At 53.1% G+C, this 16,325-nt stretch carries 13 protein-coding genes; 8 read left to right on the forward strand and 5 right to left on the reverse strand.

What is annotated here, in order from left to right:
- Positions 1–278: 278 nt before the first annotated feature.
- The 3 genes from BLP78_RS07665 to BLP78_RS07675 are packed head-to-tail and all read left to right on the forward strand — an operon-like array spanning position 279 to position 5,735.
- Entirely contained in the window at positions 279–1,196 is a 918-nt protein-coding gene (locus BLP78_RS07665; RefSeq protein WP_090458117.1) for a PfkB family carbohydrate kinase, read from the forward strand.
- Positions 1,193–3,355, forward strand: a complete 2,163-nt coding sequence (locus tag BLP78_RS07670; protein ID WP_090458119.1) for an HAD-IIB family hydrolase — start codon at positions 1,193–1,195, stop codon at positions 3,353–3,355. Before BLP78_RS07665 ends, BLP78_RS07670 begins: the two co-directional genes overlap by 4 nt.
- Positions 3,345–5,735: a sucrose synthase gene (locus tag BLP78_RS07675; RefSeq protein WP_090458121.1), complete on the forward strand. Its 2,391-nt coding sequence runs from the start codon at positions 3,345–3,347 to the stop codon at positions 5,733–5,735. The genes BLP78_RS07670 and BLP78_RS07675 overlap by 11 nt, the downstream gene beginning before the upstream one ends.
- A 115-nt stretch (positions 5,736–5,850) precedes the next feature.
- On the opposite strand, the gene BLP78_RS15245 is transcribed toward BLP78_RS07675, so the two are convergent.
- Positions 5,851–6,111: a hypothetical protein gene (locus BLP78_RS15245; protein WP_143002915.1), complete on the reverse strand. Its 261-nt coding sequence runs from the start codon at positions 6,109–6,111 to the stop codon at positions 5,851–5,853.
- A gap of 437 nt (positions 6,112–6,548) precedes the next feature.
- Here BLP78_RS15245 and BLP78_RS07685 point away from each other — a divergent pair, with 437 nt between their 5' ends.
- The 3 genes from BLP78_RS07685 (at position 6,549) to BLP78_RS07695 (ending at position 7,997) form a co-directional block, all read left to right on the forward strand.
- Positions 6,549–6,995: a hypothetical protein gene (locus BLP78_RS07685; protein ID WP_090458125.1), complete on the forward strand. Its 447-nt coding sequence runs from the start codon at positions 6,549–6,551 to the stop codon at positions 6,993–6,995.
- 118 nt (positions 6,996–7,113) lie between these two features.
- Positions 7,114–7,503, forward strand: a complete 390-nt coding sequence (locus BLP78_RS07690) for a RidA family protein (protein ID WP_090458127.1) — start codon at positions 7,114–7,116, stop codon at positions 7,501–7,503.
- A gap of 107 nt (positions 7,504–7,610) precedes the next feature.
- On the forward strand, positions 7,611–7,997 hold the full coding sequence (locus tag BLP78_RS07695; RefSeq protein ID WP_090458129.1) for an alpha/beta fold hydrolase domain-containing protein: 387 nt from the start codon (positions 7,611–7,613) through the stop codon (positions 7,995–7,997).
- A gap of 213 nt (positions 7,998–8,210) precedes the next feature.
- On the opposite strand, the gene BLP78_RS07700 is transcribed toward BLP78_RS07695, so the two are convergent.
- The 4 genes from BLP78_RS07700 to BLP78_RS07715 all read right to left on the reverse strand — a co-directional run bounded on the left by BLP78_RS07700 (position 8,211) and on the right by BLP78_RS07715 (position 12,081).
- Positions 8,211–9,461: a YfiM family lipoprotein gene (locus BLP78_RS07700; protein WP_090458131.1), complete on the reverse strand. Its 1,251-nt coding sequence runs from the start codon at positions 9,459–9,461 to the stop codon at positions 8,211–8,213.
- Between the two features lie 142 nt (positions 9,462–9,603).
- Positions 9,604–10,152 carry a Slp family lipoprotein gene (locus BLP78_RS07705; RefSeq protein WP_090458187.1) on the reverse strand — a complete coding sequence of 183 codons (549 nt, stop codon included), beginning with the start codon at positions 10,150–10,152 and terminating at the stop codon, positions 9,604–9,606.
- A 122-nt stretch (positions 10,153–10,274) separates the two neighbouring features.
- The gene (locus BLP78_RS07710; RefSeq protein ID WP_218118942.1) at positions 10,275–11,303 is read right to left on the reverse strand and encodes an alpha/beta fold hydrolase; all 1,029 of its coding nucleotides are present in this window, start codon (positions 11,301–11,303) and stop codon (positions 10,275–10,277) included.
- Positions 11,304–11,370: 67 nt separating this feature from the next.
- The gene (locus BLP78_RS07715; RefSeq protein WP_256330162.1) at positions 11,371–12,081 is read right to left on the reverse strand and encodes a DUF3047 domain-containing protein; all 711 of its coding nucleotides are present in this window, start codon (positions 12,079–12,081) and stop codon (positions 11,371–11,373) included.
- Positions 12,082–12,780: 699 nt separating this feature from the next.
- Here BLP78_RS07715 and ovoA point away from each other — a divergent pair.
- Positions 12,781–14,892, forward strand: a complete 2,112-nt coding sequence (gene ovoA / locus BLP78_RS07720) for a 5-histidylcysteine sulfoxide synthase (RefSeq protein ID WP_256330165.1) — start codon at positions 12,781–12,783, stop codon at positions 14,890–14,892.
- A complete protein-coding gene (locus BLP78_RS07725) occupies positions 14,889–16,118 on the forward strand; it encodes a MalY/PatB family protein (protein ID WP_256330163.1) in 1,230 nt (409 codons plus the stop codon). The genes ovoA and BLP78_RS07725 overlap by 4 nt, the downstream gene beginning before the upstream one ends.
- The last annotated feature ends 207 nt before the right edge of the window (positions 16,119–16,325 follow it).

The following is a 16,325-nucleotide window of genomic DNA, read 5'->3' on the forward strand; positions in this document are numbered from 1 at the left end:
TTTGCTCATCCGCAGAAAATGAGCTGAGACCCTATCGGGTGTCTGTGCAATGCGCATGGACACCGATAAGACACCATAAGACAGGTGCTGGCCTCGAGCATGAGATCCGGTTGCTGTACAAGAAGAGCCTTGACCAATCCATGATAAGCAACTCTCCCTGATCTTCGGCATTGAAGAAGACCACCATCAGGAAAGTCTCGCAGATGCGTTGGTTACGGCCCGATTTATGTTTGAATCAAGGTTGAATTGGGGAATCAATCCTTCGCAAGGTAAAAACAATGACCGGCAGTCGTCATGTCGTACTCCTGTTTGGTGAAATTCTGGTAGACCGGTTTCCCGACAGGGAGGTATTGGGCGGTGCGCCCTTCAATGTTGCCCGGCACTTGCGTGCGTTTGGCTGCGCACCTGTCCTGGTTACGCGTATAGGACAGGACGCCGCGGGCGCTCGCGTGTTGCAGACCCTGGAACGCTCGGGACTCGCCACACACGGTGTTCAGCTCGATACCATCTACCCTACCGGCATGGTAGATATCAATTTCACTTCTGAAGGTCACCGGTTCGATATTATTCCCGATCAAGCCTACGATCATATTCATCCCCGGCTATCGCGCATGGCCGCCCTCGCCGCGAATCCGGAACTTGTCTATTTTGGAACATTGGCGCAGCGTGCCGGCTCGCATCGAGCCCTGCGTCATTTATTGCGTGCTGCCGGTGGTCAGCGTTTCTTTGATGTCAATTTGCGCGATCCCTGGGTTTATGTGGATCGCATACAATGGTCATTACAGCACGCAGATATCGTCAAGGCTAATGACGACGAGCTTGAGAGAATAGCTCGGCTACTGAATATCGAGGAAATATCCGCCGAGGCTCAGGCCAAGGTGCTGATCAAGCGTTACCAGTTGCGCGGCATGCTTGTCACTCGCGGTGAAGCGGGGGCCTGGTGGCTGGAAGATTCCGCGGAACCGATAACGGCGGTATCCGATCCCATCACGGATATCCGTGATACGGTAGGCGCCGGCGATGCGTTCTCGGCCGTTTTTATGCTTGGCCTGCTGCACGGTTGGGCCGTGCCCCTCACCTTGCAACGGGCACATCATTTTGCCGGTGCAATTTGCCGGATACGTGGCGGACTTCCGGAGCACAACGATTTCTACGAACCATTCATCAGCGACTGGCATATGAACCCATCTGAATGAAAGATTTATATATCCTGATGCTAAGCCTGCACGGGTTGATCCGGGGGAACGACCTGGAACTGGGGCGCGACGCGGATACTGGCGGGCAGGTGCTATACGTGGTGGAGGTCGCCCGGGCATTGGCGCGCCAGCACGAGGTCGTCAAGGTCGATCTGCTGACCCGGAGGATAGAAGATTCCTCCGTATCCGCCGACTATGCACGCCCGGAAGAGATGCTCGGCGACAATGCACGAATAATTCGTCTTCCTTGCGGGCCGCGCCGATATCTGCGTAAGGAGAGCCTTTGGCCCTATCTCGATCAACTGGTAGATCGTGCGCTGCTTTTTCTGCGCGAGCAGAAACGTTTGCCTGATGTCATCCATAGTCATTATGCCGATGCGGGCTATGTCGGGATGCAGCTTTCTCAGCTTCTCGGTATCCCGCAGATCCATACCGGGCACTCGCTCGGGCGAAGCAAGCAGCAGCGCCTGCTTGCACAAGGGCGTAAACCACAGGCACTGGAGCGTCAATTCAGCTTCTACCGCCGAATATCGACCGAGGAGGCCATACTTCAGCATGCAAGCCTGATCATAACAAGCACACCTCAGGAGAGTGACGAGCAATACGGACTGTATACAAACTATCAACGTGAGCGTGCCGTGGTTATTCCCCCCGGGACTGATATCTCGCGCTTTTCTCCGCCCAGTCGCCGGATAGCGCCGGAACCGGAGGCTGCGAGGCTCATCGACCGTTTTCTGGTGCACCCGCGCAAGCCTTTGGTACTCACGATTTGCCGCCCGGAAATGCGAAAGAATCTCGGTGCTTTGATCGCCGCATTCGGCAGTTCACCTGAATTGCATGAGCACGCCAACCTGGCCATCATAGCGGGTAATCGCGAGGACATCCGTAAGCTTGACGTCGCGCAGGTTGAGGTAATGACCGATCTATTGCTCGATATCGATCTTTACGATTTATGGGGTAAAGTGGCGCTACCCAAACAGCACAAGCCGGCCGATATCGCGGGATTCTACCGGCTTGCAGCCCGGCGCCGGGGCATATTTGTCAATCCGGCGCTCACCGAACCGTTCGGTCTTACCTTGATCGAAGCGGCTGCCAGCGGGCTTCCCATCGTTGCTACAGAAGACGGAGGACCGCGCGATATCGTGGCGCACTGCAAAAATGGCGTGCTGGTGAATCCCATGGATATCAATGCCATAGCGGAGGCGATTGAATACGGACTGGCGGATTCGACCCGTTGGCGGCGCTGGTCGCGCAATGGTATTGCAGGGGTCAGGAATTACTACACCTGGGATGCGCACGTCAGGAAATACCTGCGCGTTCTGTTCCGTCTGTTGCATCAGGAGCGTAAGCAAATCCGGCGCACCATGGCGATATACCAGAGGCCGCAACGCCATCCGTTACCGCTGATATCGCATATGCTCATTAGCGATATCGACAATACCCTGCTGGGTGATCGTGCCGCCTTGCGCCGTTTTCTGACTATCTTGCGGGCGACCCCGTCCAATTTAGGCTTTGGAGTCGCCACAGGGCGCACATTGGAAAGTACACTCAAGATATTAAAGGAATGGGGCGTTCCCTTACCTGATGTGCTGATTACCGCGGTCGGCAGCGAGATCAATTATGGTCCTGAACTCCGCCCGGATATAGGATGGCAAAATTTCATCAAGTACCTGTGGCGCCGCGATGCGATTGAAAGCGTGCTTGACGGAGTGCCGGGTCTCACATTGCAAGCGAAGGAGAATCAGCGCGAATTCAAGCTTAGCTACAATGTAGATCCCGAAAAAATGCCGCCAATGGCAAAAATCAGGGCTCTATTACGTGAGCAAAAATTGTCCGCACATTTGGTTTATTCGCGCCAGGCTTATCTCGACATTTTGCCTCTGCGCGGTTCCAAAGGGGGGGCAATACGTTATCTTGCCTATAAATGGGGGCTGCCGTTGCGCTCCTTTTTAGTCGCAGGTGATTCAGGCAACGATAGAGAAATGCTGATCGGTGACACACTTGGCGTGATCGTTGCAAACCATAGCCCCGAATTGGCGAGTCTAAGGGGAAATGAGCAAATTTATTTTGCCCGTGCAGGCTACGCGGACGGCATCGCTGAAGGCATGGCACATTACGAGTTTGGCACTTCCCTCATGGAGACTGCGAATGATACCTAAATTTGATGCCTGGGCTGCGGATCACCGTAGCGATTTGTATGCATTGTTACGTAGATGGTTCGAACTGGAACGTCCGCTTTTGCTGCGCTCGGACCTTCGGGCAGCTTTTGATGCATTAAGCGCAGAGCTTCCCCACTCCCTCGTCGAGACACCGCTGCAAGAAGTCGTCGATCTTCTGCAAGAGGCGGTGTGCCGGCCCCCGCTGATTTATATGGCGTTACGCGAAGGTGCCGGGAGTTGGCACTTCATGAGCATTCATCAGCAGCAGTTGATACCTGAGCCTGTCAGCGTGTCCGATTATCTGGCTTTCAAGGAAATGCTGGTGCGCCCGGATAGCGCTCATGAACCGGTGTTGGAACTGGATTTCGCGCCATTTAATCGTGGTTTCCCGCGGCTCAAGGAAATTCGCTCGATCGGTCAAGGGGTGATTTTTCTCAACAAGCAACTGGCAGGCACGCTGTTTACCCATCCGGGCATGGGCTCGGTCAAGCTATTGAATTTTTTGGCGGTGCATTCCATGGACGGGCATCAATTGATGCTCAACGGCAACTTTGCCGACGTTGCGGCGTTGCGCGCCGGGTTGCGCCGCGCGCTTGGGTTGCTCGACAGATATCCCGACGATACGCCATGGATAACGATTGCGGAGTTACTGAGCGGACTGGGTTTTGCACCGGGTTGGGGTGATTGCGCCAAGCGGGTGAGCGACACCATGAGCCTCCTGGTGGATATTCTCGAAGCGCCTTCAGCACAAATACTCGAGAATTTCCTAGCGCGAATTCCCATGATATCAAAGTTGCTGGTCCTGTCGCCCCATGGCTATTTCGGGCAGGATAATGTGTTGGGATTGCCGGATACGGGCGGTCAGGTGGTTTACATCCTGGATCAGGTAAGGGCTCTGGAACGGGACATGAGCGAGCGCCTAATGCTCCAGGGGATAACGGCCCAACCGAAAATTCTGATAGGCACACGCCTGATCCCCGAGGCGGGAGATACCCTGTGCAACCAGCCGTTGGAAAAAATCCACGGCACCCAGAACTCATGGATTGTGCGTGTGCCATTTCGTAAACCCAACGGCGAAGTTGTCCGGTCCTGGATATCGCGTTTCGAGATATGGCCTTATCTGGAGAATTTTGCGCATGATCTTGAACGCGAAGCGCTGGCACAACTGAGTGGCCGCCCGGACCTGGTAATCGGCAATTATTCGGATGGAAACCTGGTGGCCTCACTGATTTCCAAACGAATCGGTGTAACACAGTGCAATATCGCCCACGCGCTGGAGCAGAGCAAATATTTGCATTCCGCCTTGCACTGGCGCGAGAATGAAGCCCAGTATCATTTCAATTGCCAGTACACCGCTGATCTGATTGCAATGAATAGCGCCGATTTTATTATTACCAGTACCTATCAGGAGATTGCGGGTACCTCTCATACCGTGGGCCAATATGAAACCTATCAGAACTACACGATGCCCGGCTTGTATCGAGTGCTGAACGGCGTCGATCTTTTTGACCCCAAGTTCAATATCGTCTCCCCCGGTGCCGATGCCGAGGTGTATTTCTCCTATCTCGACGGGGAGCGCCGTCTGAAAACGCTATTGCCCGACATCGAGCGTCTTTTATATGGAGACGATCCCGGCGTACCCTGGCGCGGTCATTTCAGCGATCCTGCCAAGCCCCTGATTTTTACAATGGCCCGCCTCGATCTGGTCAAGAATTTGACTGGATTGGCGGCGTGGTTTGCACAATGTGCGCGTCTATCTGATGCAGCCAATCTACTCGTAATCGGTGGGTATATCGACCCTGCCGCTTCGACCGATGGTGAGGAACGGGCCGAAATTGACCACATGCACGCCATCATGAATGAATATAAGCTGGAAGGGCGCATGCGCTGGCTCGGCACTCGCCTGGAAAAGAATCTGGCGGGCGAATTGTATCGGCATGTGGCTGATAAGCGCGGCATTTTTGTCCAGCCGGCCCGATTCGAGGCATTTGGGCTGACCATCATCGAGGCTATGGCTTCCGGCCTTCCCGTATTCGCTACGTGTCATGGCGGTCCGCGGGAGATCATTCAGCATGGAATATCGGGCTATCATTTCGACCCGAACGACGGTTCTGCCGCGGCCGAAGCCATGGCTGATTTTTTCACTCGCTCAGCCGCCGATCCCGATTTTTGGGACCATATTTCCCAAATGGCTTTAAAACGGGTTGAATCACGTTATACATGGCGTTTGTACGCAGAACGAATGATGACTTTATCGCGTATCTACGGTTTCTGGAAATTCGTCAGCAATCTGGAGCATGAAGAAACTGAACGTTATCTCGATATGTTTTACCATTTGCAATTTCGTCCCATGGCGCAGGCACTGCTCCCCCATCAATAAGCAGTCTCGAGTCTGCTCGCATTCCCGGCGCTGATTCAACGCGAGGTATAGGACCTGCGGCGGAAAGCATCGATCGTGATCCAGCGTCCGAAGCTGGTGATACGCAGCGCAGTTGTTAACCGCAGAACGGGATTTCCTTGTTGACGACTTTCTTTGTTGATAGAATAAATTCGATAATCTTGAATCCGGCGGCTGGACGGAATGGATGATCGGTTTTTGGAGAAAAGAACGGCGCAACGACACGGGATGTAACGGTGCAGGACAGCAGTGCCTTCCGCAGGAAGGTGCAGCCTCGAAGCGGGATGCGCACATGCACGTAGAACGCGATCGCGGTATTCCCTAAGCTGCCCGGTTCCCGCTTTGCTGGGATCCTCATGCGACGCTTCGGGGTGCCATTCCATTCCAGGAAGTTGCAGCGCAGCGCTGCAAAAACCGTTCAACCCGTTCAACTCGTTCCGTAGCGAACTCACCAGGAAAGTGAGGCGCAAAGGGTAGAAAACCCTTTTCGGCTATGGCGCTTAGCTGACAAATGAGCGGTCAACTGGCGGATCCAGGATCATATACTCGGATCTGCTCAATTTATCGAGAGATATCGGGAGGGGGTCTTGAACGCGTCAGGCGGCAAGACATGGAAAAGTTTATGGAAATAGGGCGCCGCTTTTAGGTACACTTCATAAAAGTTGGATATATGCTCTCGGCTATTTAGCGGTGGCTTGCGGCACGTTCAAGTGGTGCGAGTCGTGATGCTGTTTTATTGCCGGGTGGCATTTTTTTTTGTTCTACGGCTGGAAAAAATTTAGCTCAGGAGTACTCATGAACAAAAAATTAACAAGTATTGCATTTGTCGCATTGGTCTTGTCATGGCCAGTTTCTGCCGCCTCGTTATCGCAACCAAAGCCGCAGGCACAGCCACAGGCCCAGCAAACACAGCTACCCCATGGCGATGGCTGGCGCCTTGTCCGGTCACTCGAGCTCGGAAACTCGGGAAATTTTATTCACATGGTCCTGATCGATAGCAACCGCGATATGGACAAGGCTGTTTATGGCGCAGCACTTAGCAAGTTATGCCGATCCGAGCCTGACTTTTGCAGAGTGAGGTTCTGGAACCAGGAGCGCCACGTGTCTCAATCGATTTCTTTTAAAGATTCCGAGTTCAAGGCACTGAGGGCGGAGTATATTTTTAACCGTGCCGGAGGCGTTCAACAGTTGCTATATGCCTGCACTGTTGTGTCAGACAAGAGTCAATGTTTTTCCAATTAATGCCTGCAGAGTTGGGCTAAGTGGGTATCGGACGCTACCGGGTCGCTTTCGATGTGCTTGCTTTCGAGCCGCAATGCAGTAACTGAGCATTTGCGGCTACGGTAACTGGGAGAGTTTTATGCCACGCCAATTAATAAGTTCAGGTTCTACATTCGAGCAGGAGATTGGTTATTCGAGAGCCGTGGTTGACGGCGACTGGATTTTTGTCTCCGGCACAACCGGATTCGACTATGGCCGGATGACCATTTCCGATGATCTGCTGGAGCAGGCTGAACAGTGTTTCAAGAATATCCAGGCAGCCCTGGGCGAAGCGGGAACAAGTATGGGAGATATTGTCCGGGTAACCTATGTACTGCCTCATGCAGCAGACTTCCCCAAGTGCTGGCCGATCTTCCGCAAACATCTCGGGCAGATCAGGCCCGCGGCGATGATGATCTCAGCCGGCTTGTCCGATCCGCGCATGCGTATTGAAATCCAGGTAACGGCCCGTCGCGGCTCGGGTACCTGAGATATTGCCACGGTTGCAGGTGGCAGGTGTAGGTGGTCAGTCGATGACGAATGCAATTTGAGCTTGCATAGAGTCCGGTAACAATAATTACTCCAGGGAGGTAATGAATGGCTTCAACGAATAAAGTTTTTATCAGCTTTGCGCTCAGGGATATCAAGGCGCACGACCGGCTCCTTGAGCAATTGAATAAGGAGCAAACAACCTATTCTTTTGTGGAAATGCCCATCAAGCAATCATGGGAGCCATCCTGGAAGGAAGAGTGCCGCAAGGTGGTGACCGATTGTGATGGCGTGATTGGCCTTATCACGAAAAACGTTATCAGGGCTGATGGTCAGCAATGGGAGTTGCGCTGTGCCTATGAGGGGAGGGTGCCCGTGCTGCTCATCCACGGCGATGACGATAAACTGCCGGCAAAATTGCCTGAGCCAGTGGGCCAGCGGGATATCGATGCGTGGACCTGGCCTATCATATCAACATTCCTCAACAGGCTGTAAGCGCGCTACTGCGTAGCCAGCCACAGCGAGTACGGGGCGGCATACAACAAATTCGAGCACTGCAAGCGGATCCATGGTTTTACTGCTCTGCCGGTGCATTGACTCTTGCCGAAGCGTTTCTCCGCCCCTGCTAATACTTGGCTATCGCCTCGGGTACGGGGGACGCCGTCCCCAAGCATCAATTCCTTGTGTCAACCTTTCTTCCCAAAATTCTTATTGCAGCACGCGCAAAGCTGCGACGCGTTGCTCGATCTTCTGCATCATTCCCTGGTAGGCCGGCGTATCGATTCCACCGAAGCGTTGCTTGAACTCCATCGCAGACATGAATTCAGGCAAATCCGACCACAAAGGCATTAGATCCGCGTCCTTGAGCCCTGAAACAACCCGGTGTTGAAGTTGCAGTGCGGAGGCTTCGCTTATTACCGCCTTTTCCCCAAATTTCGTACCTGCGCGGTCAGCGGCAATATCATTGAATGAGAAGCCGCTGCCGTGCAGGGAATCCTCGATCTCCTTATACAACCCGATCGCATCGGACAGCATGGTGTCGGCATAGGCCGCGATAGCGGCAGAGGCCATGAAGTGTTTTGCAAAGTCATCACGTCCGTCGAGCGTAATGCTCTGAGGTGCAGCCCGGGGCCAGTTCGCAGCTTCCGGAACAATCCGTTTCAAAGAGACACCTAGTACGTGAAATGCCATGACCAGGATTACCGCGCGATTTTCCGCCAACGCGTCTCCATTCACCGAGCGGGCGGCGGCAACACGGACGAGTGGAGGCAGGATTTCGGATAGAGGCATTACGGCTTCATTGCGTATGCTATTCGCAGCCAGGATCGATTGATAACGGAGCAGGCGCTCGCGCTCCTGTTTATCAATGATCGAAGCCCGCATACCCTTGGAAAAACCACCTGCCCAACGATAAACGATACTCAATTCGTTGCGCGACAATTTGATCCGTTTCAGCGCATCGAGCCCTGCTTTATATTCGTCGCTTTGCCGCAGCCAGTCCATGAACTGAAGTGCGAGTACCTGCGTAAGCACATCGGGCAGCATGAGTTTCCCTATCTGCACTGACTGGAGCTTTGGTTTTCCATCTACCTCCATCACCGATGCCGCAAGATTTATATAGCCATTAATTGGAATTGTCGCCATAGGAAGGCTCAGGTGGATGACCGCGTTACCATCGGCAAGGATTACCTGCGCGCTGCCTTTTCCAAAACGATGCGCCAGGTAATTTGCGGCAAGATCAACATCGGAGGACGTTATGTTGGCGGCTGCGAGCATGCCTGGCCTCACCCAGTAACGATGTGCGTCGATGATCCCCTTGGCGCGGCCTATATGCTCTGGCGTGAGAGTGACCTGGCGCTCGATACGAGGGCGGTCTTCAATGGCGAGCGATAACGCGGTCGCCAGTGCCAAAAGGACAACGGCCAGCAAGCTTATCGAAATAAGGAGAAGTTTGTGCATCAAGCGGGAGTATTTCGAGAGCTATCGGTGAACGAAACGCAAAAGTCGAGCATCCGGGCCGAATGCCACCCATGCAGCGGCGTGGAAAATCGATAATGGTGGCACCCGGATGGCTTAAGGACCCGAATATCAGGCCCATATCTTACCAGTATGGTCTATAGTATCCACCCCAATAAAATGGGCTGCCATAGTATCCATATCCGAAATAGGGATTAAAGCCATAACCGCCCATGCCTCTATAACCATAGCCATAAGGATCATTTTGATAAACCGGCCATAGATAAAGAGCTTGAGAAGCCAGCAATGGCAGCAGCACGGTCTTCTTTCCTATCATACGCTGGATATTGCCCTCAAGTTTTCCCGCCACCGTGATTTCCCGATCTTTTGCATAAACGGCCGGGTCAAGAAACTCACTGCTTTTAATGACAAAACGCCCTTCCGCCGCCTTGCTTAGCTGGGGTCGGCCATAATAATTAAGGGGATAGGACAATACTTGTACGAGCGTGAAATTTTCTTCATTGTCTACATCGATTATGACCCCACCCCAGCGGACGGATGTATCCTTGTATTGGTTCAGGTCCCGGCTCGCCTGGGGATAGGTAATATCTGCAACGGGCACATTCCTGACCGCGGACGGCAGCCCGACGCATGCGCTCAACAACATACAGAAGGATAATAGATATAATTTCATGGCCTTGTTCCCTTCGATTATGAAAGCACTTTCCGGAATGCGCGGTGACATCCACTGGCGCCCCAAAATTTCTCCGAATATCGTTTACAGCATAGTTGAAAACTGGAAGAGTAATATTGACTTCACGAAAAATTTTCCTGAGCAGCGCTGCCGGTCTCTTGACGGGAAGTTTTGATGTTTTCACCCTTTAAAAAGTCCACGAGTACCTGATTAACTTCCGCAGGCGCCTCATTTTGTACCCAATGGCTCGCATCCGGGATTCGATAAACCCGGACGTGGGATGCAACATTGCTAAGTCCGTCAAGTAACTCGGGTCCTAACGCGGGGTCGAGTTCTCCCCAGATCACAAGAGTTTCCGCGTTGATACGCCCATCTTGCGCAAACTTGCGCAAGCCTCCAGGCACGTTTGCCCGGTAGTAATCAAGTGCGGCGGTAAGCGCCCCCGGCTGTGAAAGCGCTTCGATATAATGCTCGATATCCCTTTTGCCGAAAGCTCCTCTTCGTGCCGGGCGCAGTTGGAACATATCGCGTATTGCCTGATAGTTATTGGCTGAAAGCATAAGCTCGGGTAAGCGTGGCAGTAAAAAAAAGAGCACATACCAGCTCCTGAGCATTTGTGGCAGATGCCGCACTTTTTCGAGATAGATTTTGGGGTGGGGCGCATTAAGGATCACAAGCTTGTCCACCAGCTCGGGATACCGGTCTGCGAACGACCACGCGATAATACCGCCCCAGTCGTGCCCGACGATATGGGCTCGGGGGTAGCCGGTTGCATGCACCAGAGCAGCGATGTCTGCAACAAGGCGATCTAATTTATAAGCATCTTGCTCCGCCGGACGTCCTGAAAGATTGTATCCCCGCATATCCGGCACCAGTACTGAAAAGCCCGCGGCGGCCAGGACCGGGATCTGATGCAACCAGGAGCGCCAATTTTCGGGGAAGCCATGGAGCAAAATGACCGCCGGCCCCTTTCCGGCGGCGACAACATGAAGATCTATGCCATTGCCCGCCATGCGCTCGTGACGAAGCTCTATTTCTTCCATGGAGTACCCTCGATCAAGCTCGGCGTAGGTTGGCGATGAAACGCAACATATCCCAATGACGGTGACGGTGACGGTGACGGTGACGATGACGTTGGCGAGCGGTAGCATTCACAATAACAATAGGAACAGACAGGAAAAGAGGGCGCAATTTCACGATATCGATAAGTACCGATTTTTATTTCGAGCTAAACCAGATGTCTCCATACCAGGCGGTTGCAGTTGTGCCTGTATTGTCCGTGTCGGTCATGATTGCCACGGCATCGACGGGGCCAGGCTCTTCACCAAAAGCCTGCCGGTAATCGGAAAGAACGTCGCGGCGCTCCTCAACCCATCGGCCGGCCCGCTCAGAGCCCGATTCTACTGCGATCATGTATGCATTACCCGTAAACGCATTAGGCCAGCCACTACCGACCGGCCGCTTGCTTGACCATACATAATTGATGGCGCGCGTGCGCCAGAACATCATGCCGCCGGAAAAGACGACATAGACGCGTGCAGGGTAATCGTCGCCTGCACGAGTGCGCTCATCCGCCCCCGCCAGTATGTTGCCAATCTGCCATGTCCAGTTAAGGATAGGCGTCTTGCCGAGTTCTATGCTCACCTCGCGATAGAGCCCCGATGCGGTGGCATTGCTCTGCGCACGCAGCGCGGTTCGTCCGTTCTCGTTCGTGAAGGCATAATGGGTCGAACCGGAAAACACCTTCGGTTTCCAGCCGGCCAGGTCGCCGCGCGAGAAACGGGCGATGTCCACTCGCTCATTCCCTGCCGATGACAGGACCGGTAAAAATGCGAGTACCCAAGCCAGCATAGCCATCTGGGTATATCTAGATGCCTTCTCGAAAATAGGCGTCACCCTGCGATGAATGATGGCTGTATCCCCCTGCATCAACAATATCGATTTTTCGGTACAGCGCGGCAAGAGTTCACCTATCGTTGAGCCTGATCCTGAGCCTTTGACATCACGAAGCCGGACAGGCTGCCAGGGTAACCCTGCCTGAATCGTCGAAGGCGTTCATTTTTTTTCTTATTTGCGCTACTCTCTTGCCTCATGCACATCCTTTACCTCCACTTTGCGGCTATACACGCAGAATCCAGCTCCAAAAGACGGAATGCGGGGGAAGGGGAAGGCAGGTTAAGGAACTCATTCCTGTCATCAGAATCGAATTCGAAGATAATATCTGTTCGACCGGTTGATCTGAAATGGTGCATCGGCTCGACTTGCTGGTTGATTTAGCTGACTTAACCTTAATCCTCCAATCCGGGATACGCTGATTTTCCCTCAGACGATCCAATCTATCCGTGCTGTAGCGAACCGACCAAAAAGACGAGGTCGAGGAATGGAAAAAAGTGGTGTAAAAAGTCTCTTTGGATCATGCCGCTAAGTGGAAAATGAGTAAAAAAATGAGCGGCTGAGTGGGGGATTCAGGTTTAAAGCAATGTTGCGGCAATGTATCCGGGTGTACACTCCCTGGTTTGTTCTTTACTTTATCGAGGCAATTCATACCCGAGGTTGAATATGAATCTGAGCGCAAAAAAAGGCATAATGCCCGTCCAGTCCGCTTCTGAAATTCCAAAGTTACGCATGATGCCAAAATTGCTTTTCCCGAGAACGCCTGTTCTTTCTGGCGATAATGTCGCTGCAAAACGTGAGGAGATACGCGAATATTTTCACGCCACGCTGGATCGCTACGAGCAGCTTTTTGAGACCTTGCAGGGCGATGAAGCCTATTTCAAAAAACCGATTCCGTTGCGTCATCCGCTAGTCTTTTACCTGGGCCATACGTCTACTTTTTTTACAAACAAGCTGCTGCTTGCGGGGCTTATCACGGAACGGATCAACCCCAGGATGGAATCCATGTTCGCGGTAGGCGTCGACGAAATGGGCTGGGATGACCTGGACACGACCCATTACGACTGGCCGTCCGTCGAAGAAGTGCGAGCTTACCGCAATACGGTGCGCAATGTCGTGGACCAACTTATCAGGGACACGCCGCTTAGCTTGCCGATAGGCTGGGATAACCCCTGGTGGACCATCATGATGTGTATCGAGCACGAGCTCATCCATCTTGAGACGTCATCCGTGCTCATCCGGCAGCATGCAATTAAACATGTCAAGCCTCATCCAGCATGGGAACCCTGCCGGAAGTCCGGCCCGGCGCCCCAAAACCGGCTCATCAATGTTACTTCGGGCACCGTGCGTCTTGGTAAAGACAAAGCCGATCCCACCTATGGATGGGATAATGAGTATGGCAGCCATGTAGCGGAAGTTGCGGCTTTTAAAGCCGGCAAATACCTGGTAAGCAACCAGGAGTTCCTTGCCTTCGTCCAGGCAAACGGCTACGGCACCGAAAGTTTCTGGGAAGAAGAAGGCCGTGCCTGGCGATGTCATACTCGCGCGGAATACCCCCTTTTCTGGATCAGGCAAGGCGCCGAGTGGCGATTGCGCCTGATGACCGAAGAAATACCCATGCCATGGGATTGGCCGGCTGAAGTGAATTATCATGAAGCAAAGGCGTTTTGCAACTGGAAAGCGGCAGCAAGCGGTCAACCGTACCGGCTCCCGACGGAAGACGAATGGTATCGCCTTTACGATATGGCCGGAATATCCGAGCTTCCCCCCGCTGAACCTGCGCCGGCCAATATTCATCTCGATCATTTTGCATCCGCTCACCCGGTCAATGAATTTCCTCAGGGAGATTTCTACGATATCGTCGGTAACGTCTGGCAATGGACTGAAACCCCTATCTATCCATTTGAAGGTTTTGATATTCATCCGCATTACGATGATTTCACCACGCCCACATTCGATGGGCGGCACAATCTCATGAAGGGCGGCTCCTGGATTTCATGTGGGGATGAATCGCGGAAGAGCGCTCGCTATGCGTTTCGGCGTCATTTTTTTCAGCATGCCGGATTTCGCTACGTGGTCAGCGATGCGCCTGCCGTGCGGCATGACTCTCACTATGAAACCGACAAGCTCCTTTCCGAGTACGCTGAATTTCATTATGGCGATACCTACTTTGGTGTGCCTAATTTTTCGAAGGCACTTGCCAAGCTGGCTATCGCCGCCATGGGTAATAAACCGTCCCGCAAAGCACTCGACCTCGGTTGCGCTTCCGGACGTTCGACTTTTGAGCTGGCGCGGCATTTCGATGAGGTAACCGGTATCGATTTCTCCGCCCGCTTCATCGGACAAGGCGTCCAGCTTGCTGCGCAGGGTATGTTGCGCTATACACTAACGGATGAGGGCGATCTCGTTCTCTATAGAGAGCGTACGCTGACCGGCCTTGGTTTGGATGACGTGAAGCATAAAGTAATGTTCTACCAGGGAGACGCCTGTAACCTCAAGCCTATTTTTACCGGTTACGATCTCATCCTTGCAGCCAACCTCATCGATCGTCTTTACGATCCGGCCAAACTGCTCACAACCATTCATACACGGCTCAACCCAGGTGGTCTTTTGCTGATCGCTTCGCCGTATACCTGGTTGGATGAACATACCAAGCGGGATGCATGGATTGGTGGATTCAAGCGGGATGGTGAAAGTTTTACCACGCTTGACGGCCTGAAAAAGATCCTGGGCAGCCATTTCAAACTGATCCAAGATCCACAGGACGTACCATTCGTAATTCGGGAAACCCGGCGGAAATTCCAGCATACGGTCTCGCAAGCGACGATCTGGGAGAGAATTGATTGAGCGGCAGCAATATTCCCGCCCCTGATTTCGATATTGAAATCAAAAGGGGCGGTACCGCCAGTTTGAAATATGAAGCACGCCAGAGTATGTTTGGTGCAGCGGACGTCGTTCCCCTATGGGTGGCGGACATGGATTTTGCGGCACCGTCGGCAGTGACCCAGGCCCTTTCGCGGCGTGCCGCCCACCCCATATACGGCTATACCGTCTACCCGGAAAGCTTGTATGAATCCTTGATAGGCTGGTTGAAGCAGCGTCATGGTTGGGAAGTACGCCGCGACTGGATCATGATGTGTCCCGGTGTGGTCCCCTCGCTACATGCAGCTGTAATGGCTTTCGCCTCAGTGGGCGAGTCGGTTATCGTGCAACCGCCGGTTTATTTTCCTTTTTTTTCGGCGGTTACCGGCACCGGCCGGCAACTGATACATAATCCGTTGTGCCTCAGGAACGGCCGCTACGACATCGACTATGACCACCTGGAGCAATGCGCGGAGAAAGCCCGCCTGTTGTTGATATGCTCCCCACATAATCCGGTCGGCAGGGTATGGAGCAAGCAGGAGCTGGAGCGGATTCTGCAAATTGCCGAGAAACACGATCTGGTGATATTCTCGGATGAGATTCACGCCGATTTGGTCTATCCTGGAAATCAGCACCATACGCTGTCGATGCTGGCGGAAGCGGCACCCGGAAAAGGTTGCAATATTGTGACCGCTACCGCGCCCAGCAAGACATTCAACATCCCCGGGATGAATCTCTCCGCGCTTGTTGTGGCCGATCCGCAGCGCCGCAAGGAACTCACGCAAATATTCGATACGATGCACGTCAGTGCATCCAATCCTTTCAGTATCACTGCTTTCGAGGCTGCCTATCGAGAAGGCGGGGCATGGCTGGACGCGTTGCTTGTTTATCTTCAGGATACCCGCGATTTCGTCGCGACGTATCTGGCAAGGCATCTTCCGGAAATTCGCCTTATCAGACCGGAGGGAACGTATCTGCTCTGGCTTGATTGTCGTGCGCTAATGACTGCATTAGATATAGACGATGCACAGCTCAGGCATTTCTTCGTACACGAAGCTGGCGTGGGCATGAGTCCCGGTACGCTTTTCGGCGAAGCCGGAAGTGGCTTCATGCGCATGAATATCGGTACGCCGCGCCACATCATTGAAGCTGCCCTTGAAAATATCAGGAAAGCACGACATAGAGTTCAACCTGGATCGGTTCCAGCCTGACAGCATCTCTAGAAATTCATATTTTCATTACCGCAGCAATTACGTTTCAACCTAAATCCGGCAGTTGGAGGATGGAGCAGGCTCACCAAAAAAGTGAGGTTCACGGGATACGAAAAAACCTTTTCGTTATAGCGCTTGACATATGGGTGCCAAGCGCCCTTACTTCAAGGTTACTTAGAATTGAATTGCTTATTTGCAATCCATTAC

The organism is Nitrosospira sp. Nsp1 (assembly GCF_900100985.1).
Taxonomy (GTDB): domain Bacteria; phylum Pseudomonadota; class Gammaproteobacteria; order Burkholderiales; family Nitrosomonadaceae; genus Nitrosospira.

What these genes read in the sequence shown, in the direction of transcription:
- BLP78_RS07695 (WP_090458129.1), top strand. Translation starts at nt 7,611, where the DNA reads ATGGCTTCAACGAATAAAGTTTTTATCAGCTTTGCGCTCAGGGATATC.
- BLP78_RS07665 (WP_090458117.1), top strand. Translation starts at nt 279, where the DNA reads ATGACCGGCAGTCGTCATGTCGTACTCCTGTTTGGTGAAATTCTGGTA.
- BLP78_RS07705 (WP_090458187.1), bottom strand. Translation starts at nt 10,152, where the DNA reads ATGAAATTATATCTATTATCCTTCTGTATGTTGTTGAGCGCATGCGTC.
- BLP78_RS07675 (WP_090458121.1), top strand. Translation starts at nt 3,345, where the DNA reads ATGATACCTAAATTTGATGCCTGGGCTGCGGATCACCGTAGCGATTTG.
- BLP78_RS15245 (WP_143002915.1), bottom strand. Translation starts at nt 6,111, where the DNA reads ATGAGGATCCCAGCAAAGCGGGAACCGGGCAGCTTAGGGAATACCGCG.
- BLP78_RS07715 (WP_256330162.1), bottom strand. Translation starts at nt 12,081, where the DNA reads ATGCAGGGGGATACAGCCATCATTCATCGCAGGGTGACGCCTATTTTC.
- BLP78_RS07700 (WP_090458131.1), bottom strand. Translation starts at nt 9,461, where the DNA reads ATGCACAAACTTCTCCTTATTTCGATAAGCTTGCTGGCCGTTGTCCTT.
- ovoA (WP_256330165.1), top strand. Translation starts at nt 12,781, where the DNA reads ATGCCAAAATTGCTTTTCCCGAGAACGCCTGTTCTTTCTGGCGATAAT.
- BLP78_RS07690 (WP_090458127.1), top strand. Translation starts at nt 7,114, where the DNA reads ATGCCACGCCAATTAATAAGTTCAGGTTCTACATTCGAGCAGGAGATT.
- BLP78_RS07685 (WP_090458125.1), top strand. Translation starts at nt 6,549, where the DNA reads ATGAACAAAAAATTAACAAGTATTGCATTTGTCGCATTGGTCTTGTCA.
- BLP78_RS07670 (WP_090458119.1), top strand. Translation starts at nt 1,193, where the DNA reads ATGAAAGATTTATATATCCTGATGCTAAGCCTGCACGGGTTGATCCGG.
- BLP78_RS07710 (WP_218118942.1), bottom strand. Translation starts at nt 11,303, where the DNA reads ATGCTACCGCTCGCCAACGTCATCGTCACCGTCACCGTCACCGTCACC.